Source organism: Vibrio sp. 10N.261.55.A7 (assembly GCF_002877365.1).
In the GTDB taxonomy this organism is placed as follows: Bacteria; Pseudomonadota; Gammaproteobacteria; order Enterobacterales; family Vibrionaceae; genus Vibrio.
The window spans coordinates 1-20,316 of record NZ_MCWZ01000308.1 but is presented as its reverse complement, the minus strand read 5'-3'; the positions used below and the strand labels follow the sequence as shown (position 1 = coordinate 20,316).

General features: G+C 41.5%; 19 protein-coding genes and 1 pseudogene. 7 read left to right on the top strand and 13 right to left on the bottom strand.

Translation table 11 applies throughout. The features are described from left to right. Positions 1-741: LysR substrate-binding domain-containing protein (locus BCU12_RS18580; protein WP_102405741.1), on the top strand; the 741-nt coding region annotated here is incomplete at its 5' end. Between the two features lie 62 nt (positions 742-803). On the opposite strand, the gene BCU12_RS18575 is transcribed toward BCU12_RS18580, so the two are convergent. Then, positions 804-3,482: a bifunctional acetate--CoA ligase family protein/GNAT family N-acetyltransferase gene (locus BCU12_RS18575; RefSeq protein ID WP_102405740.1), complete on the bottom strand. Its 2,679-nt coding sequence runs from the start codon at positions 3,480-3,482 to the stop codon at positions 804-806. A gap of 216 nt (positions 3,483-3,698) precedes the next feature. On the opposite strand from BCU12_RS18575, the gene BCU12_RS18570 reads away from it, so the two are divergent. Beyond that, positions 3,699-4,277 carry an SPOR domain-containing protein gene (locus tag BCU12_RS18570; RefSeq protein WP_102405739.1) on the top strand — a complete coding sequence of 193 codons (579 nt, stop codon included), beginning with the start codon at positions 3,699-3,701 and terminating at the stop codon, positions 4,275-4,277. Between the two features lie 168 nt (positions 4,278-4,445). After that, positions 4,446-5,444 carry a D-alanine--D-alanine ligase gene (locus BCU12_RS18565; RefSeq protein WP_102405738.1) on the top strand — a complete coding sequence of 333 codons (999 nt, stop codon included), beginning with the start codon at positions 4,446-4,448 and terminating at the stop codon, positions 5,442-5,444. 4 nt (positions 5,445-5,448) lie between these two features. On the opposite strand, the gene BCU12_RS18560 is transcribed toward BCU12_RS18565, so the two are convergent. Next, on the bottom strand, positions 5,449-6,408 hold the full coding sequence (locus BCU12_RS18560) for a tyrosine-type recombinase/integrase (protein ID WP_102405737.1): 960 nt from the start codon (positions 6,406-6,408) through the stop codon (positions 5,449-5,451). A gap of 98 nt (positions 6,409-6,506) precedes the next feature. Between BCU12_RS18560 and BCU12_RS18555 the strand changes: the two genes are divergently transcribed. The 3 genes from BCU12_RS18555 (at position 6,507) to BCU12_RS18545 (ending at position 8,870) form a co-directional block, all read left to right on the top strand. After that, positions 6,507-6,881, top strand: coding sequence for a DUF3319 domain-containing protein (locus BCU12_RS18555; RefSeq protein WP_102405736.1), 375 nt, complete (start codon positions 6,507-6,509; stop codon positions 6,879-6,881). Between the two features lie 5 nt (positions 6,882-6,886). After that, positions 6,887-7,198, top strand: coding sequence for a stress response translation initiation inhibitor YciH (gene yciH / locus BCU12_RS18550; RefSeq protein ID WP_102405735.1), 312 nt, complete (start codon positions 6,887-6,889; stop codon positions 7,196-7,198). A 316-nt stretch (positions 7,199-7,514) separates the two neighbouring features. Next, positions 7,515-8,870, top strand: coding sequence for an ISNCY family transposase (locus BCU12_RS18545; protein ID WP_102405742.1), 1,356 nt, complete (start codon positions 7,515-7,517; stop codon positions 8,868-8,870). A gap of 7 nt (positions 8,871-8,877) precedes the next feature. Here the strand turns inward: BCU12_RS18545 and BCU12_RS18540 are convergent, their stop codons facing one another. The 11 genes and pseudogenes from BCU12_RS18540 to BCU12_RS18490 all read right to left on the bottom strand — a co-directional run bounded on the left by BCU12_RS18540 (position 8,878) and on the right by BCU12_RS18490 (position 18,887). Next, positions 8,878-9,456, bottom strand: a complete 579-nt coding sequence (locus BCU12_RS18540; RefSeq protein ID WP_102405734.1) for a hypothetical protein — start codon at positions 9,454-9,456, stop codon at positions 8,878-8,880. 222 nt (positions 9,457-9,678) lie between these two features. Next, positions 9,679-10,042, bottom strand: a pseudogene (locus BCU12_RS18535) (amino acid ABC transporter substrate-binding protein); the annotation flags it as partial. Between the two features lie 336 nt (positions 10,043-10,378). Beyond that, positions 10,379-10,525 (bottom strand): YoaH family protein, encoded by a 147-nt coding sequence (locus tag BCU12_RS18530; protein WP_102405733.1) that lies wholly within the window; start codon positions 10,523-10,525, stop codon positions 10,379-10,381. A gap of 64 nt (positions 10,526-10,589) precedes the next feature. Continuing rightward, complete coding sequence (locus BCU12_RS18525) at positions 10,590-11,795, bottom strand: conjugal transfer protein TraF (RefSeq protein ID WP_102405732.1); 1,206 nt, start codon at positions 11,793-11,795, stop codon at positions 10,590-10,592. Positions 11,796-11,854: 59 nt separating this feature from the next. Further along, positions 11,855-12,733 carry a DUF2861 family protein gene (locus tag BCU12_RS18520; protein WP_102405731.1) on the bottom strand — a complete coding sequence of 293 codons (879 nt, stop codon included), beginning with the start codon at positions 12,731-12,733 and terminating at the stop codon, positions 11,855-11,857. Further along, positions 12,733-13,392: a response regulator transcription factor VxrB gene (gene vxrB, locus BCU12_RS18515; RefSeq protein WP_102405730.1), complete on the bottom strand. Its 660-nt coding sequence runs from the start codon at positions 13,390-13,392 to the stop codon at positions 12,733-12,735. Before vxrB ends, BCU12_RS18520 begins: the two co-directional genes overlap by 1 nt. Beyond that, positions 13,367-14,818 (bottom strand): sensor histidine kinase VxrA, encoded by a 1,452-nt coding sequence (gene vxrA / locus BCU12_RS18510; protein ID WP_241909875.1) that lies wholly within the window; start codon positions 14,816-14,818, stop codon positions 13,367-13,369. Before vxrA ends, vxrB begins: the two co-directional genes overlap by 26 nt. Positions 14,819-14,963: 145 nt before the next feature. Then, positions 14,964-16,361: a Re/Si-specific NAD(P)(+) transhydrogenase subunit beta gene (gene pntB, locus BCU12_RS18505; RefSeq protein ID WP_102405728.1), complete on the bottom strand. Its 1,398-nt coding sequence runs from the start codon at positions 16,359-16,361 to the stop codon at positions 14,964-14,966. A 12-nt stretch (positions 16,362-16,373) separates the two neighbouring features. Beyond that, complete coding sequence (locus BCU12_RS18500) at positions 16,374-17,927, bottom strand: Re/Si-specific NAD(P)(+) transhydrogenase subunit alpha (protein WP_102405727.1); 1,554 nt, start codon at positions 17,925-17,927, stop codon at positions 16,374-16,376. Between the two features lie 296 nt (positions 17,928-18,223). Continuing rightward, complete coding sequence (locus tag BCU12_RS18495; RefSeq protein ID WP_102405726.1) at positions 18,224-18,508, bottom strand: HlyU family transcriptional regulator; 285 nt, start codon at positions 18,506-18,508, stop codon at positions 18,224-18,226. Positions 18,509-18,521: 13 nt separating this feature from the next. Beyond that, entirely contained in the window at positions 18,522-18,887 is a 366-nt protein-coding gene (locus BCU12_RS18490) for a late competence development ComFB family protein (RefSeq protein WP_102405725.1), read from the bottom strand. Positions 18,888-19,112: 225 nt separating this feature from the next. Between BCU12_RS18490 and BCU12_RS18485 the strand changes: the two genes are divergently transcribed. Next, on the top strand, positions 19,113-20,316 hold a 1,204-nt coding region (locus BCU12_RS18485; protein ID WP_198599380.1), incomplete at its 3' end, for a GGDEF domain-containing protein.

The window sequence follows — 20,316 nt, the reverse complement described above, 5'->3', positions numbered from 1 at the left end:
ATCTTTGACCGTTCAGGACATAAAGCGGAATTTACTGAGGCTGGGCTATTATTAATGGAGCAAGGCAGGCTTATTCTTCTGTCTTCTCGTGATCTCGTCGATAGAGCATCAGCGCTCGCAAATGGATGGGAACTTGAACTGACCATTTCATTCGATGGGATAATACCAGTAGGAAACTTTTTCCCGTTAGTCACTCGTCTTGAGGAAACCAGCAACACCAAGATCAAATTGCAAGAGGAGATCTTAGCAGGTTGTTGGGAATCGCTAATGCTAGGGCGTGCGGATCTTCTGGTTTGCCCGAACACTGGCATGATCCCGCACGATCTTAAAACCGAATGTATTGGCTCTATGTCTATGGTATGGGTGGCTGCAGAGTCTCATTATGTCCACAAACGAGTAGGGGAATTTAATGAGAAAGAGCGTCAGAAGTACAAAATCATCGCCATCGCAGATACAGCAAGAGAGCATCCAATACGAACGGTCAATATTATTGACAAGCAGCCTCTATTAACCGTGACGACCTTTCACGCAAAAGTAAACGCGCTTATCGCAGGCATTGGTATTGGCACATTGCCGAGACAAGTAGCAGAACCTTTGATTCAACAGAATAAACTAAAACTGATCGAGGGAACGTCGAGTCAAGACATTGATATTGTGCTCGCTTGGAAGCGAAATAAAATGGGTAATGCGAAGAGTTGGTGCATTCGCTATCTAAAAGAGCATTGGCAACTAATCGTATAAAAATGTAAGGCTAGTATGACTTTCATTAACTACTAGCCTCAATTCATTACGACACTCTTAAGCTAGTCTTTTAATCTGAGAACCATGTCGGCTGTGCCATCTGCGAACTGTACGTCGACTTCAAACCCTAACTTTTGAGCCAACGTTAACATTCCTCTGTTTGTAGGCATTGTCATTCCTGAGATTTGATCCGTACCTTTATCTTTGCAATATCGTATGATCTTATTCATTAACAATTTACCTAATCCGTTTCCTTTTAGATCTGAGCGGATCAAAATAGCAAATTCGGCATCACTGTTTTGTGGATTGATCAGTGCCCTAGAAACACCGATGATCGAAGGATTGCCGTCAGTATTAGAAACGGCGACAAAGGCCATTTCTCGGTCGTAATCAATTTGAGTAAAGTTTGCTAACGCTTCGTGGTTAAACTCACCTACATCGGTAAAGAATCGCTTATACAGGTCTTCTTTCGATACGTTATGAATGAACTCAGCGTGCAGTGGTTCATCCTCAGGTAAAATCGGCCTAAGTAGTATGTTGGTTTTATCTCGAAGCGTGAGGGCTTCTTCCATCTCGACAGGATAGGGGCGAATAGCGAGCCTTTGATGTGCATCAGAATGATAAGATTTCAACACTAGATCAGCATCGAGAACGGTAAACTCACTCCCATTCGCAAGGACTGGATGAATATCCAGTGTATCCACTTCAGGGCAATCGACGACCATCTGAGACAACCTCACCAAGAATTCAGATAACCCTTCAATATTCATTGGTTCTGGCAGCTTCTGAGGCCGAATCTTCCCTCCTTTAATGGCTCTCACTATCAGATAACGAGCCAACGTCATGTTCAAAGGAGGAAGCGCCGCGGCTGCATCAATAGATTCATCCCATTCCGATCCACCTTGTCCAAGTAAAATGACTGGACCGAAGGTAGAATCGGTTTTCACTTTAATTCGTATTTCTTCACCACCCGCGAGTTTCCCCATACCTTGTACAAGAAGGCCGTGAACATTGGCAGCTGGATAAGATAGCTTGGTTCTATCAAGAATGGCTTGCGCTGCATTGGCAACCTCGACGCTGTTTCTGAGGTTTAGCATTACACCGTGTACATCGGATTTATGGGCAATATCCGGAGAACGTAGTTTCACTGCCACCGGGTAGCCAATTTGCTCTGCCACATGCACGGCTTCAACAGCGTCTGACGCTATCCAAGTAGGTAAAACGTCAAAATTGAAATATTTCAAAAACTCACCGATTTGATGAGTGTCCAAAGTGGTTAAGTTTTTGTCCTCAAGCTTCCTTTTGATCCACTCTTTGGCTTGATTGAGTTCAGCAATATGCACTGGTTCAGAAGAGGTTGGCGTTTCCATTAATTGTTTCTGGTTTCTTCTGTACTCCACAAGGTGCATGAACGCTACGACGGCACTTTCAGGTGTTCGATAAGTTGGAATACCTGCTTCGGTAAAGACATGCCGAGCGGCTTTAGCCGTTTGCTCTCCAGACCAATTCGTTAATATATTAAACTGAGAATGCTTGGGGTGCGCTTTGATGGCTTCGACAATCTTTTGAGCCGTTTGTTCAGAGAGAGAGACAGGAGAAGGGCTGTGCATAATTAGTATGGCATCAGCGACATTACTGTCCATTAATACGTTTAGAGTAGAAATGTATCGTTCATGATCCGCATCGCCTACCATGTCTATAGGGTTACTTCTAGACCAACTCGGGGGCAGGACGCTATCAAGCTTGTCTTTGATTTCGCTATTAAGTTTGGCCAGTTTTCCACCACGCTCTAAAAGCGTATCAACAGCCATAATGGCAGGGCCACCACCATTGGTTATGATGGCTAAACGTTCGCCTCTTAGAGGAACTGAATGTGTGAGTGTCTCTACGGCGGCGAATAGTTCATGAGTATTTTTAACACGTAACATACCCGTACGTCGAATTGCAGAATCATAGATGATATCTAGAGTGTCATCGCCTCCAGTATGTCTCATAGCGGCTTTACGACCACCGGCTGTTCGACCACCTTTTAGTACGAGAATTCTTCTATTTCGTGAGGCTGCACGTGCCGCTGACATGAACCTTCGTGCATCCTTAATGGTATCGACATACAGTAAAATGGCTTCGGTATGAGAATCCATACTTAAACGATCAAGAAGCTCAGCAAAATCAATATCTACGGCATTACCTAAAGAGACAAACGCTGAAAAACCAATATTTTTGTCGTTTGCCCAATCCAAAATCGTTGTACACACCGCAGCAGATTGAGAAATAAAAGCAATTTTCCCAGGTAACGCAGTGATAGGTGAAAAGGATCCATTGAATTTAAGCCAGGGAAGCATGATTCCCAAACTGTTTGGACCGAGTATCCGCATATTAGCGCGACGCGCAATGGCCAGGCACTGAGACTGTATTGTGTCTTCCCCTTCCTCCGCCATGTCAGAAGAAAGAATGATTGCCGTTGAAACGCCTTTCTCTGCGAGTTCTGAAACAAGCGCAACATTGCGACTGGCGTGCGTACATAAGATCGCGATATCAGGAGTGATAGGAAGTGCGTCAATTGTTTTGTAAGCTAGAACACCACAAACAGATGGGTATTTCGGGCTAACTGGCATAATAGCCCCCTCAAAACCACCAAGTAACAGGTTCTTCATCACTATATTCCCAGCACGTCGATCTTTAATTGACGCTCCGATAACGGCTACAGACTTAGGTTTAAGTAACTGATCTAGTGTATTCATGCCAAACTCAATTGATTCGTGATATGCATAGATTAATCAATAAAGCGTTTTCGTGAGAACATTTCGCTCTCGTTATGTACAGTTAAACGAAGGAGAAAAGTGACTTTGTGCCATGCATCACAGAGTATTGATATATAATTAAAATGTTGGCTTGATTCCAAGCCTTTCAATCGGCATGATTTATGGTAATTCATACTAAGGACATAAGTGCATTTCATGAAAAAGATTTCAATTGTTGGACTATCTGTACTTCTATCGGCATGTGCATCTGATACATACATTACTGATGTGACTTCAGAGAGCTATAAAGAAGATTACAAAGTTGCAGAAGTAGAGCAACCAGTAGTGTCTGAACAGGGTGCAGCAGAAGGTATTACCGAAGCCAATGTCGACACTAAGACCGTCAACGTAGCGCCAACAAAAGAAACGCAGATGGTTGTTAAAACGAACTCTAATGCATCTTCAGTTGCTATTATTCCCCCAACATCCAAGCAAGTCGCTATGAATCCGCGCTACGGTTATACAATTCAAGTTGTTGCGGTGGGCTCTCAAACGAAAGTCGATGAATTTGCTCGTAAACTTCCAATGACGGAGAAGCAACCTATTTGGGAAAATTACAAAGTCGTTAATGGTACAAAGTGGTATACCGTTCTATTCGGTGACTACGCAACACAAGCTGATGCGAAAGAAGCGATTGCAACTTTGCCTAGTGAATTTAGAAACCTTAAGCCATTTGTGAAGAGTATTGATTCTATTAAAAACTCTGAATTCCCAACGTTGAATAAATTAAACTAAGGGTAACAATTTAGCTGATTGATACAACGAAGCTAAAACAATTGGTATTTCGGTGAAGATTCCATCAAGTGAGCCAAAACCGCGTAAAACAAAGTAACTTACGCTATCGTTTTGGCTCATTTTCATTATTATAACTTCAACTTTTGTAGCTTTACGGAAACTACGTTAATGACTAAAACAACCATTCTTCTGCTGTGTGGCGGCGGATCCTCTGAGCACGAGGTATCGTTACTATCTGCAAATTATTTACAACAGCAGCTTTCAGTGACTTCTCACTTCAATGTCATACGCATAGAAATGCGAAACAATGGTTGGTTCAACGATTTAGGTCAGTTGGTTTCCCTCGATACAAACAAGGCGACGCTAGAGTCGAGTGAATCTAGTACATCGATTGATTTTGTCATCCCATGTATTCACGGGTTTCCAGGTGAAACAGGAGATATTCAATCCATGTTAGAGCTTGCTGGTATTCCTTACCTAGGGTGTGGGCCAGAAGCCAGTACAAACAGTTTCAATAAAATCACTTCGAAGCTTTGGTACGATGCACTCGGCATTCCTAATACACCGTATCTATTTTTATCTGAAAACAGTGAAGATGCCTATACACAGGCTGCGACTTCGCTAGAAGAGTGGGGAAGTGTATTTGTAAAAGCGGCGAGACAAGGCTCCTCCGTAGGATGTTACAAGGTAACAAACCTTGACGAGCTAAAACCTTCAATAGACGCTGCCTTTGGCTATTCTGACCAGGTTCTTATTGAAAAAGCAGTCAAACCAAGAGAACTTGAAGTTGCCGCTTATGAATTTGAAGGAACACTGTATATCTCTAAGCCTGGTGAGGTGATTGCTCCTTCGGATGCTTTCTATTCTTACGAAGAGAAGTACAGTGCAAACAGCCACTCTAGTACTGTTATCGAAGCAACAGATCTCACTGAGAGCCAGCGAGAGGTCATTGCAGAGAGCGCTCATAAGGTCTTCAAGCAAATGAGGCTACGTCACTTGTCGAGAATTGATTTCTTCTTAACAGAAGATGGGAATATTTACCTCAATGAAGTCAATACTTTCCCTGGTATGACACCCATTTCAATGTTTCCCAAGATGCTCGAAAACAATGGCCACCAATTCTCTGAGTTCTTAGCGAACTGTGTCGAGTCTTCTATTAGAGCTTGAGCCTCTATTCCCAAGGCCTAATCGTTATAAACGTTTGTTGTTCGTCCTCTGCTTTCTGCTTAAGGCCAATATACTGGTAAGGCATGGCAGGGGATAGCCAACGTCCAAACTTCTGAATCTCTTTGATATTGGAACCATTATTGGCCAAATGTTTTGCAGCACCTACACGTGTCGAATGGCCAGAAAAATTAACGGGTAACTCAAGTATTTCGCTCGCACCTTTGAGTACTCGATATATTGATGAGTCATCCATCTTACGTTGGCTAATATTTCCGTGCTTATCTATCGCACTGAACAATACCCCTTCATCAATTTCGCCTAACGTAGCAAGCCACTGTTTTAAAACATAAGAGGCTCTACCGCTTAACCTGTATGTATGATCAGAAATGTCTAAAGCGACAAAATCATCGTATAGATGAGTATTGGTAAGCATCAACCTTTTGAGTTCTGAACGTTTTAAAGCACATTCAAACATCAGGTAACAGATAGATAAATCACGCACAGCTTTTGGGGTAGGTGATTGCATTAGAATAGTGTCGAGCGATTGTAAGTGTTCAGCTGTAAAAACGGCTGCTTGCTTTGCGTCTCCATGCTTATCAAGTCGGTACTTGGCGAGCAACAGTCGGATTTGGCTATTGGCAACAGGGTCTGAATCTGCGAGTAATCGATGGACTAACGATATAGTCACACTGTAACGTTTTAGAGTTGAAAACTTTCTTTTCTCAGATTCATGCTCAATGAAACGCCTTACCGCGGTCACTGAAGCTGGAAGTGATCGAACATGTTTTTGCAAACAAAAATGATTGAACACATTCCAGTCTTTAACCATAGCCAACATAGAATTTCGAGAGTATTGAAACTGAGTCAATAACTCAAACTGCTCAATAGAAATATCTGACGAAAACACAGTACGCCATTGATTTAACGCTTCTTTGTCAGTGATCCTTTCAATCTTTTTCCGCATAAAAAACGTCTACGAAATCATATATAAATCGCAATATACTTGATAACACGTCAGATACAATTATTATTTAATTAACTACAACAATATGAATATTGCATATGGCCGTTACTATTTACAAAGGTTTCAACCTAAAATCTGCTGATAGCAGTAGCGATGTTTGGCAAGCTAAAATCAAAAACCATGTTTTATCCGGTAGTTTAGCCGCAGTTAAAAAGAGTATCGATTGGTTTTGCGATACCGCCACGATCATTGACCCTAAAGAATTTTCAACTGTTGGAAAGAAGCGTGAGGCTTCTGGTTCTCCACAGGCTGAAAACTTTAATGGCTTTGCCTTGAAAAATGACACAGGTGAGCCTAATGCTTGGTACTGTTTTTTCAATGGCCGACTCATAAAGGGGTCGAAGATAGCGATACAAAAACACATTGAAGCGTATATAATCGCAAAACAAAAATCAGAGCAACAGAGAAAGTAGTACTAATGAGTCTCGTATATTCAACGGAATCTGGCCGAATTAAACCAGAAGAAGCAGTAGCAGAACGTCCAAAAGGTGATGGCATTGTTCGAATCCAGAAACAAACTAAAGGACGTAAAGGCAAAGGCGTTAGTATTGTCTCTGGCCTTGATTTAGACGATGTACAATTGAAACTAGTCGCTGCTGAACTTAAAAAAGTTTGTGGCTGTGGTGGTTCAGTCAAAGCAGGTACGATTGAGATCCAAGGTGATGCTAGGGACAAAATCAAAGCGCATCTTGAGAAAAAAGGCCATATCGTAAAACTGGCTGGCGGTTAGAGAGCCAAGAAGGATAATGACTAGTGAACATCGATAGATAGTAAACTAGTTATTATCTACTTTATGGTAAATCACCATTATGTTTAATAGTAGGAGGTTCTAACGGCATAGGTACAACTGGAAGGGTAATTACTAAAGAAGCCTTAAATTTAATTTAACATAAGATAGATAATACGCACTGAGATTGTAGGAGCAATTTAGTAATGTCACTTTTGAGCTAGATTAAAATGTCACCTTAGTACCGGTTGCTGACTACATTTCATGTACCAGCTTCGGTTACTGAGGACTACTGAGGACTACTGAGATGTTGATTGCCATGAGTGAAAAAGAAATTATTCGATTCAAAGTTATTCAAGATGTTTGTGATCACCGCTTACGTCGTGCTGATGCCGCAGAGATACTCTCCTTAAGCGGGCGTCAGGTTCAAAGGTTAATGAATAAGTTACGTGAACATGGCGCGGCCAGTTTGACGCATGCTTCTAGAGGCAAACCAAGTAATCGTCGTTATTCCGAGGATTATCGTAAAGAGATTCTCTCGACTATCCATAAACACTATTCTGATTTCTCACCCACATTTGCACGTGAAAAACTGGTAAAAAACCATAACTTAGTTATTTCTCTAGAGACACTTCGCCAATGGATGATTACCGACAACCTTTGGATCCCGCATTCACAGCGTAAGCCTAGAGTCTATCAACCTCGTTACCGTCGAGATTGTCTTGGTGAATTAATCCAAATAGACGGCTCTCACCACGATTGGTTTGAAGGACGCAGTGAAAAATGTTGCCTGTTGGTGTTTATAGATGATGCGACAAGTAGGAACATGAATTTGCGATTCAGTGAAACAGAATCAGCGTTTGACTATATGATGTCCACTCGCGAATACCTAAACGACCACGGGAAGCCCACGGCTTTTTACAGCGATCGACACGCCATTTTTCACTCAAGTAACAAAAAAGCTGTCGAGTCGAAATACCCGACTCAATATGGCCGTATGTTAAAAGATCTCGGTATTGAGTTAATTTGTGCGAACAGTTCTCAAGCCAAAGGACGTGTTGAGCGTGCGAACTTGACACTACAAGATCGGCTAGTTAAAGAGATGCGATTGCAAAATATAAACACTATTGAAGAAGCAAATAGCTGGCTACCCTACTTCATCGATGACTTTAATCAACGCTTCGCCAAAGCAGCAAATTACCCCAAAAACATGCATAGAATTGTACGCGAAAACACATCGGATTTAGATGATATTTTCTCATGGCAAGACACTCGAAAGCTCAGTAAGTCACTGACATTCCAGTATGACAAAGTAATTTACTTAGTTGAAAATACCGAAGAAAATACCAAGCTCGTCAATGAGGTGGTTAAAATATTGGATTATCCAGACGGCAGTATTGCTGTTCAATATGGCCATCGAAACCTGAACTTCAAGACTTTCGATAAATTGGCTAAAGTTGACCAAGGCCAAGTCGTCGACAACAAACGATTAGGCCAAGTACTGCGTTTTGCACAGCAAAAACAAGAGGAATTTGAGAAAAATCAGACTAGAGAGCGAAGCAAAAGTTCTCCAAGACGCACAGCTCAAAGACGGGCAAGAGAGCAACAATTAAAGGCTCTCAACCCTGTACTAGTTGAACCAGAATTATTTGAAGCAAGCGATTCTAGGAAGTGACTAAAGTTTAGTCGTTAGATACACATATATGTTCAATTCTTATACTGACCTTAAAAAACCGACTTAAAGCATGCTGCCATTGTATAGGTAACTGAGCACCTGTTGGGTAGTAACCGGAGGTATTCATACATGTCGCGCGAGAAAAACTATGGTGATACCTTGCTTCTGGTTTGTCACCGTTTAAAGATGTAGATGTCATCTTCATTTGAGCAAAACGATTATTAATTTTAATCAAGCTAAACCCTAGTGAACTTGATAAATCAAAACCAGCTTGTTGCATCACCGCTACATGATGAGTCATACCTGGGGGGCGATTCTGAAGATAGGAAGGCATAATAGAATACCCCTCTCGCTCCCCTGGAGCACCAGACGCATAACGATTAATACCTTGCTGAGAAGTATTACTTAAGACTTGCTGATTTAGACTTCCTCTCAGATCAAAAATATTGACAGGAGCTAACTTTACAGATTTTTTTTGGGTATCAACCACCCCCATATACCATTGCCCTGGCAAACCTAACTCCCAGTCAACAACACTTTCATTGTCAATACTTAAGTTGCTTGTAGCATCAGAATTATATGGCATATAGAAACCTCCAAAAAAAGAAGTACATCCTAACATGGTTTAAATACGATTATGTTCAACGTGACATTTCTACTTTGCTGAAGGAAGGACATTTTAAAATGGGATTGACAGAGATATCGAATTAGTAGGCTCAGAAATGCTGTCTTTAGCAACCATTAACATAAACCTAAGATCGAAAGCCGGCTGAGGTTTCTATCGATACTTATTAATAATCACCTGATACTACGTTATTCCTTTGTCATTCTTCTGAGTTCTAATTATGTCGATTCCTTTTTCTAGCTCAGAAACAACTTTAGGGTCAATATTCTTGTTAAACGCATAAACGACCTTTCACTAATTGTTCGGCAAGTATCGTGAAAGACGTTGCTTCTTGCATAGAGTTTCTGGGGATCCCAAGCTTAAGCAGAGACTGCTCTCCAATATCGTCACGAATCACTCCAATTTTATATCGATGCATCTCCACTGAATCGTTAATGATTATGTTGTCTCGCTTTCTAGCAAGCACTATGACCTTAATATCAGTAATAGGCCCAACCCAGTTGAAAAGATTTTCTCTGTGCTCAGTGCGAAGCCATACGAACAACACTGCGTGACATCGTCACTTGATCGATTCTATTCTTTGTGTGGAAGCGTGACCGTGTGATTAATCAGAATGAAACACTGCCCAATATTCAAGGCAGCTTCTCCGCTGTAATTAAATTACAAATAGGGAATCACAAATTCTTGAGTAGTACACCATAACGTCATAAGTCATTGTTATTTAGTTATAATTGCCCCACCAGGTTAACCTTTGTTCTAACAACACAACCCATATCAAATTTGATATTTTACGTGCTTTAATTTAAATACCCACTTAGCTGTGTAGATTGTAATAGCAAGATATTTAGTTATAGTGCGTTAAGATTAATGAGTAGAAAATGCCCTACTCTTTTTCTCCATGCTCAGATCTAATTTGTTCAGCAACCAGCTTAATCGCCTGTGCCGTGCTCATTCCTGTTTTCATTAACTCTTGGATACGTTCCACAGCCTGTTGTTGTTCTTCATGGGAAAGGGATAAATCATCAAACATAAAAAAGCTCCTCTATAAATGAGGAGCTGACTATATACTGAATCACTTTTAAGGGATAGAGGTATTAATAACTACCAAGAAAGTTAACATAAACGCCCATCGAATTTTCATTGGTATAGCTACCACCGATGTCGAGCTGGAACAGGTTCAACGGTGAGATACCAATACCAGCAGTAATAGTGTCATCACTATTTTCATAGGCGAGATTTCGTTTGTAACCAGCTCGGAGCTTTAATTGACGCATAACATCAATTTCCCCCCCTACCCTTAGCCATTGAGTATTGTCATCAAAACCAGTGAAGCGTTCATCTTCATTAATATCGTAATCAACACTGAGCGTTGCGTAATCTGCAACGATCCCTGCGCCTACTGTATATTGTGGTCTCATTTGGTATGCATAGCCGATATCTAGCGTGCGACTTTGGCTCGAATCGATACTGCTTGTAATTGTCTGTGTCGAAGTAATGGTATTAATATCTCGAGAAATCAAATTAGTCGCACTAAAACCTAATCGCAAAGGGCCATGAAACCAAAGGAAACCTGCATCCATGTTAAACATGGTTTCGCCTGTTCCGTCATCAGCTACATCTTTAATATCGTAGTTATTTAGGTTTGCTGAATAAACGTAAGTGTATATTCTTTGTATTTTAGGAGAAACACCAAAGGATATGTGTTGGCCGAGAAATGTTTGATACTTAGCTAAAGATATGCCGATTTCTGTCACACCAATCGCGACGGCATTCACAGCGCTTAGTTCCGCATTTACCAGTGTGTCAGTAGCGGAATTTCCAGTATTGGCACCAGTATAAATATCCGGAGCAGCGAAAGATTCAACATAGGCTTTACCAAAGATGTTTGCTGCAATGTACTGATTCGGTATGGCAAACGCGACAACACCACCAATTTCAAGCTTTGCTTTATCGCCTTCAAGCGCATCTAACGATTCCTGTAATGAGGCAACATCATCGAGGTTAGGGTTACTAGAATCAATAGAATCGATAAGACTGGCAGCTCGATCAAGATCATCGACCATATTATCTTCATCGCTGTATGATAAACCTATACTTGGGATGATCATTCCAACGTCATCATTACGTCGATAGATCGCTGTCAAAGCAGGGTTATAGAAAGGGGCCGTTAGAAAGTTGGCTGATACAACACCGACTCCACCCATAGCGTCACCGCGAGCCTCGATTGCATAGTTTGCCGCATTTGCGCTTGACGCACCAATAGCCACAGCTAATGTCAAAAATCTATAAGTCGTTTTCATAATAATATAAACATTTATTCCCTTAAGGTTTATAACGACTTATTGTGTATTAACTTTAGCTATTCCTCTAGTGAAACGTCATATGTTTTGCTAATTATTTGAGATTGTTCGATTAATACCTGCCCTTGCCACCGTTGGTTGGTCATAGATACGGCAAGAACATATCTATCAGGAGCAATGTTGCTCGGGTTGAACGAGGTCGGATAATCTGATTCATAACTACGACTCCATACCTCATTATACTTGCCGTCAATATAGTCGTATAACGCGACCGATAAACTAGGTAGTGGACAGTTGTCGTTTAGCAGTGCGTTTTTTTCTACTGCCCATTGATCTTTTGACTGCCAACGAACAACTTGCTTTGCTTTCGAATCAGCAAAAACTACCCAAGAGCTCCATGTCTCCTGATCGACTGCTGTTACATCAACACGATAAAGCCCCATCAAAGCTCTACTGTTCAGGTTATAACGCTTCTGGTAAACGACCTTTTTACTGTCGTTTACTTGCGACTCATTCACTGCAAATTCACTATCCGTTGATACTGGCTTATCTACCCATCGCTTGAAAACGATATTTTCAATGTCCTTCGTTGCTTCTATTGATACAGTGATATTATGAATATCACGACCTGGGCTTTGAACATTAGTCCGCCGAATTGATGCTGATGAAATCCACTCAGGTAAACGTTTATTGTCTAGCCCTTTACCACAGTCAACTTGTAAAGAGTGTAGAAGCAACTTATTGAGATGCTCCTGTGTAGAACGGCTGTCATCTTGCTGATGAACTTCAACAATAGAACTGAACATTGCATCAAGATCATCTTCAAGTAGATATTGATGAGCCTGAGTCAAAGGAGTATTTGACTCAAACCATTCAACACTGCTTGCTGCGATAGGAAAACTTATTGCAACACATACCCATTTAGCAAACTTTAGCATCAAGCTTTCATCTTATATCCAACACCACGAAGTGTTTCAATTTCTAGACCCGATAATTTTTGTCTTAACTGAAGAACGTGAGTGTCTACCGTTCTTGTTGTAGGGAAGTGATTGTAACCCCATACATGATCAAGTAACTCATCGCGCGTGAATACTCGTCCTAGATTACTCGCTAAAAATAGTAACAAATCGAACTCTGTTCTAGTTAAAGTAATTGCTTCATCTTGGTAATGCACTTCCCGCGTTGCTTTGTCTATCACTAGATTCTTTGTCACGACCTTCGAGTCATCAATGCCTTCAGATTCCGGCAATCTCAGTTGAGCTCTTATCCTTGCGAATAGTTCCGCTTCAGCGAATGGTTTTGTTAAATAGTCATTTGCACCCGAGTCTAGGCCTGCCACTTTATCTTTAACCGTTACTAGCGCAGTTAATAAAATAACGGGCACATCCTTAAGTTGCTTCCAACCCTGAAGATGTTCAACTGAATCGCCATCAGGCAATTGGCGGTCTAATATTACAATGTCCGCTTTTTCCCAATGCTGAGCTACACTCGCAATAGTTTCAGCATGTAGACATTCATATCCTGCTTGCTCAAGGCTCACTAATAGACCATCAGCTAGGTTTTTATCGTCTTCAACTAGTAGCAGTGTCTGTTTCACAGGGTATCTCCAAAATAAAAGTAGTTGGTGGTCCGATAAGAGTCATTTTTCCTCCCATTCGTCCAACCATTGATTCAACAATTGTCAGGCCTAACCCTAAACCCGCTTTACTTACAAACGGCTTTTTAAGGTTTCGCCAATCTCGATGTGATAACTCACCTTGATCGATTACTTTGATCGTTAGACGATCTGTCGACGTGGTCACATCTATTAATATCGGTGCAACACCATATTTGATGGCATTGCGAACTAGGTTATCTATACAGTTACTTAACCAATAAACATTGAGCTTTGCTGCTCGATCTTCATTGATCTTAAAATCTAAATCGCCATGGAACTCATCCGATACTTTATACTCAAGCCATTCAGATACAGATGGTACCCATTCTGTGTTAAGGGGTTTGTTATCAGACTGCAAATAATCTTTACTTGCTTCAGCTAATTGTCTTAATCGACGAGAATCTTCGCACAAACGCCTGAATTCATCGTAAACGCTTTCCGGTAATTGCTCAAACTCTCGACGAAACCCTTCAACGGTTAACGACAAACTCGCAATAGGCGTTCGGAGTTCGTGAGTCAATATCTGAAGAACCAGCATTCGGCTTCTCATTTCTTGTCTCTTCGAATTCCAACGATAAGCCGACCAACCGATGACCAATAAAATATTGGCGACGACCAGCGCTATCATAGAGATTCGCAAAATATCGGAATGATCTTCTACATCCCAACAAATATTCCCTCTCTGGACAAAGCAAGTCGAGCTTTCACTTGATAAACTGAAGCTCAGTTCGGCTTTGCTCACATTTGGTTTCCAACTACTTGAACCAAATATTGAGTAGGTATTACCCTGTTTCAACCATAATTCATCTTGCTCAATAAACATCTGAGCGCCACTTATCAAAGACGTGATGCTTTCTTGGCTCATTCGTTGAAGGCGACCTAGTAATGAACCCGGTGGTGCCGATGGCCTTTCTTGAATATGCATAAACATTTCAAGAGTTTCATTCTGTTCTGGATACTTTGAAACCCAACGATAGGCGTAGGATCCACCACCAGGGTGAATGAGACTGCTTCGGGCAAACCATCTTGGTGACAAATTTGTTTCTTTACAGATAGCTCGCGTAAAGACTAGAGGTTCTGTAATAAGAGGGCTAAGCGGTAGTTTTCCGGTACACGACAATGATAATTGATATAGCTTCTGTATATCTCGAAGCGGATACTCTGCTGTCAGTGGCAATAACGAATCTGGGGTGATCAGTCGTGTAGGATATTCAGCTTGAATGACCCTGATGTCGTAAGAAACGATCGCGTCATCAAAATTGAAGTAGCTTTCAAAGTTATCAATTCTTTCAGGTAAAGAATCCGCCCAGCTATATTGGGTAGCGAGGACTAAGTTAAGCAGTAGGAATTGAATGACACGTTTAATCAAAGGAAGCAGTCTGAATTAATTACGTTTAAGAACTATAATGCATTCTGCCTCAAATATACATGTCGATTGTAATATCGACGTCAATAATACTTGAATTAAAAAAGCCAGCATAATGCTGGCTTTTCGTTATATACGATTGTTTTTAAAGAGCTTTGGAAATTGCGTCTACACTTTCCTTAGCATCACCAAACAACATTTGTGTGTTTTCTTTGAAGAACAATGGATTTTGAACCCCTGCATAACCCGGGTTCATTGAACGCTTAAAGACGATTACGTTTTGAGCATTCCAAACTTCAAGCACTGGCATTCCAGCGATTGGACTGTTTGGATCGTCTAACGCAGCAGGGTTAACGGTATCATTTGCACCAATGACTAGAACAGTATCTGTTTCGCTTAAATCATCATTGATCTCATCCATTTCAAGAACGATATCATAGGGTACTTTTGCTTCCGCTAACAATACGTTCATGTGTCCCGGTAGACGGCCCGCGACAGGGTGAATACCAAAACGAACATTGACACCTAGCGCACGAAGTTTTTCAGTTATCTCATGTACTGGGTATTGAGCTTGCGCAACGGCCATACCATACCCAGGGGTAATGATGACAGAAGACGAGTTTTTAAGCATGTCAGCAACATCTTCAGCATTGATCTCACGGTGTTCACCGTAATCTTCTTCCCCTTCACTCGCGCTAACTTCCTGACCAAACCCACCAGCAATAACACTAATAAATGAACGGTTCATCGCCTTACACATAATGTAAGAGAGAATTGCGCCAGAAGAACCAACCAATGCACCTGTCACAATCAGAAGATCATTTGCAAGCATGAAGCCCGCAGCCGCAGCCGCCCAACCTGAATACGAGTTCAGCATTGATACGACAACTGGCATATCCGCACCACCAATAGAGGCAACTAAGTGATAACCAAAGGCACAAGCAATCAGTGTCATCACAAGTAAAGCAAACATACTTCCATCCGCTTTAACGAAGTAAACCATTAGCAATGTTGACGCCACGATCGCTAGAAGATTCCACTTGTGTTTATGTGGGATACTTAATGCTGATGATGAAATTACACCACGTAACTTGCCGAATGCGACGATTGAACCAGTGAAGGTTACCGCACCGATGAACACACCAAGAAAGACTTCAACTAAGTGAATCACATGTTCAGCATGAATATCAGAAGGCGTTACTGAGATTACCGCTGGTGGATCGATATAGCTGTTGTAACCAACTAAAACAGCAGCCATACCTACGAAACTGTGCAGTATCGCTACGAGTTCAGGCATCTCCGTCATTTCAACTTTCTTAGCGTAGTGGATACCTATTGCACCACCTATCACCATTGCAAGTAGAATCCACGCTAAACCTTCTGTTTCAGGTCCAAATATAGTCGCAATAAGTGCGATGGCCATACCGGCTATGCCATAGTAATTACCAGCGCGAGCAGATTCTTGTTTCGACAGCCCGGCAAGGCTCTTTATAAAAAAGACAGCAGCAACTAAATAAGCCGCTTGTACTAATCCTGCAGACATTTGTTACTCCCTTTAGTCTTTACGGAACATTTCAAGCATGCGTTTGGTTACAGTGAAGCCACCAAATATGTTTATGCTTGCGATGAGGACTGCGATGAACGATAAGAAAGTGACAACGCCACTTCCTTGTCCAATCTGTAATAGAGCACCGACAACGATGATGCCTGAAATAGCGTTTGTCACTGACATCAGTGGTGTATGCAGTGAATGGGATACGTTCCAAACCACATAATAACCAACGATACAGGCCAATACGAATACCGTGAAATGCGCTAAGAAAGCAGCGGGTGCAACTGACGCTACCCAACCAAATGCCGCGAGACCAACACCTAAACCAATAAACTTCTTCAAAGGAGAGGTAGGCTCCTCGACTGCAGGTTCAGCTTTCACTGATTCTTGAGGTTTGACTTGTGGCTGGGCAGATACTTGAATTGGTGGCGCTGGCCAAGTAATTTCACCCTCTTTTATAACAGTCACACCACGAAGAACGACATCTTCAAAATCAATATCAATGTTACCGTCTTTCTCTTTACAAAGAAGCTTCAACAGGTTAACGATGTTAGTCGCGTAAAGTTGAGAAGATTGCGTTGGCAGGCGACCCACCATATCTGTGTAACCAACAATTTTTACACCGTTTTCCGTTGTGATAACTTTATCAGCAACGGTATATTCACAGTTACCACCATTGGCTGCGGCTAGATCAACAATCACTGACCCAGCTTTCATGCTGTCGACCATTGCTTTAGTGATCAACTTAGGCGCAGGACGCCCGGGAATCAGAGCGGTTGTAACGATAATATCAACATCTTTGGCTTGTTCTGCGTAAAGCTCTTCTGCTTTCTTATTGAACGCTTCTGACATTTCTTTCGCGTAGCCATCGCCGGCACCAGAATCTTCTTCAAAGTCAACTTCGAGAAATTCTGCACCCATTGATTGCACTTGCTCTTTTACCTCTGGACGAACATCAAATGCTCTTACGATGGCACCAAGGCTACCCGCTGCGCCAATCGCTGCCAGGCCGGCTACACCAGCCCCCGCTACCAGTACCTTTGCAGGTGGTACCTTACCGGCAGCCGTGATTTGACCAGTAAAGAAGCGACCGAACTCATGGGCTGCTTCCACTACCGCTCTATAACCGGCAATATTTGCCATAGAAGAGAGTGCATCAAGCGCTTGTGCTCTGGAAATTCGTGGAACCGCATCCATCGCCATGACATTGATGTTTTTAGCAGAGAGCTGTTCCATCAGTTCAGGGTTTTGAGCTGGCCAGATGAAGCTAATAAGGCTAGCACCATCTTTAAAAAGAGAGATTTCATCAGTATCAGTGCCTGCATCAACAATAGGCGCGTTCACTTTTAAGATGAGATCTGATTGCCAAACATCACTGCTTGACGAAATTGTGGCTCCAGCGGCGGTATAGGCTGAATCATCGAAGCTTGCTAGGCTACCAGCTCCAGCCTCAACTGAAACATCGAATCCAAGCTTGATCAACTGCTCCACCGATTTTGGAGATGCAGCGACTCGCGTTTCTCCCGCGAGAATTTCTTTAGGTACACCAATTTGCATAGCTAATCCTTGACTATTGGCACAAATGATTACTCTTTTTTAGCGAACGTTTGACTTAACTGCAAGTGATTTTGTAATAAATAAACCAATATTTATTACATAAATACACTTTCATTGCGCGAACAACTTATTACTGAAGAAAAATAACCACGAAACGTTCAATAACAGGTCAAACCAGATGTAAAAAAGAACTTAGTTAACAATTGTTTATCTCAAACAAAAAGAGCCATAAGCATAACTGCTAATGGCTCCAATAATTATGATTTTTGTCAATTTGGTGATGGCTAACGTATCAGTTATGAGAAAATATTTTCACCCATTTGATCGATAAACATTTGGGCTTTTTTAAGCATTAATTCGTTTGCATCGCTTTTATTAGACAGGACATCAGAGCGTATAAATCGATGAGATTTTAGCTCTTCATTCACTTCTTTAGTAATGCGCCCTGCGATGCGAAACTGCCCACCTTCAGGAACAGGCTCTTGATAGATCAAATAACCTTTATACTCGACAGGTTCAACTTCAACAGCTTGCTTTTCACTGCTGCCCCCAAACCCAAATAGGCGAGAAAATAGTCCCACGTAACAATACCTCTTATTTTTTTGCTTGAAGGATTGGTTTTTCAAACCACTCTAGTTCTACATCATCATCAAATCTTGGGTGACTAAACATAACAGGAACGTCATCACCTCTTGATGAACGGCGGTCTTCCAAAATCATCACCTTAGCGTTCTCGACCGCCGTTTCAGTGTATTGTTTTAACACCATCAGTCGATCTTCAGGCAATGCAGATAGAAAATCAATATCATGCCTTATATATACAGGCCTAAGCTGGCTTAACGCCAAACAAGCTAAATCAGCTAACTGCTCGTTGTCAAAATTTTCGGTGTATTCTGTTTTGGCGAGCTCGTGCCCAACCAGAGTTTCCATATAATTATGAACATCAACACTAATTTGCATTCTCTACCCCTCAATCAGACACACTTCTTTATTTAGTTATGTAGAAATCAATCTAGCTCACCCATTAGATTAGAACAAGTTTTCTCAAGCAAAGTGGAGAGAGAATCCTGTCAAACTCTTCTTGGTCTCAATAGTTTAGCAAAAAGCTTGGCAAATCAGTAAATAGAAGTATTCTATTATCAATTATTGTGTTCGTTTTTATAACTATCGGTACTCTGCTCTCTAATGTCTCCATCCATCGTCACTTCAAACTGGTTTAGGGTTGCTTTCCCACTTTGCCTCATTACCTCACTTTGGATTGGAATGAGCAATGTCATCACCGTAACTCAAAGTAATATAGATATTGCGGTCAACCTACCTATTGTTCTGTTTTTCTTCGCTTTGATTTTAAGTCATAGCTTTAATCAAAGTCGCTGCGCAATGATCGCATTTGCCATGATGCTGAGTTATTGGGTCATTCAATCTCGTCTTCAAACATCCCTCAGTACTGGAACCTCACTATTAGAACTATCTTTATTAGCTTTTCTTCTACCAGTCGCGGCGCTTTTAACTTATGCCTTCAAAGACTCAAATTTGAGCAGCAAGAGTTTTGTTTTCTATATATTGATCAACATCTTGTTTATTGCTTGGTCCTATCTAACCGTCACTCATTTTGGTGTAGAGAGCATCGCTCTGTTCCAACAAGGATTGCTTTTTGTTGTCCCTCAAGTGTCACACTTACCATTTGTTCTCGTTATGTACCTTGTTGCGTTAACAGGTATAACGGCAATACTCGTACTTCGGAACAACCGAATAGCTGACGTCGTTTCTTACTCCGCAATATTGACCGCCAGCGCCACTTTCATATTTTTCGATATTCCTTATATCTCTAGTACCATGTTCAGCCTTGCTGGCTTATTGCTTCTAATCTATTTAATTTCCGCAAGCCATGAACTCGCTTTTAATGATGGATTGACCGGTATTCCAGGACGCCACGCGTTAGAAATGGACTTAAAGCAATTGGGAAGAAAGTACTCGATAGCTATGCTGGATGTCGATCACTTTAAAGCCTTTAACGACACTTACGGCCACGATACTGGTGATGATGTATTAAAGCTGGTTGCTTCACGCCTGGCTTTAGTTGGCGGCAAGGCAAGAGTATACCGTTATGGTGGCGAAGAGTTTACGGCCGTATTTAGAGGTCGATACCTTGATGATGTTCTCGAACATTTAGAGCTGGTTAGAGAAGATATCGCGCAATACGAAATGGCACTAAGAAACGTTTCAACTAGGCCAAAGGACAAGAAAACAGGCGCGTCAAAACGTGGTAAAGCGTCAGAAGCAGAAACAGTGAAAATTACGATTAGTATTGGTGTTGCTGATTCATCAAGTGACAGAAAACCGCAAAACGTTATCAAGTTAGCAGATAAAGCTCTTTACAAGGCAAAAC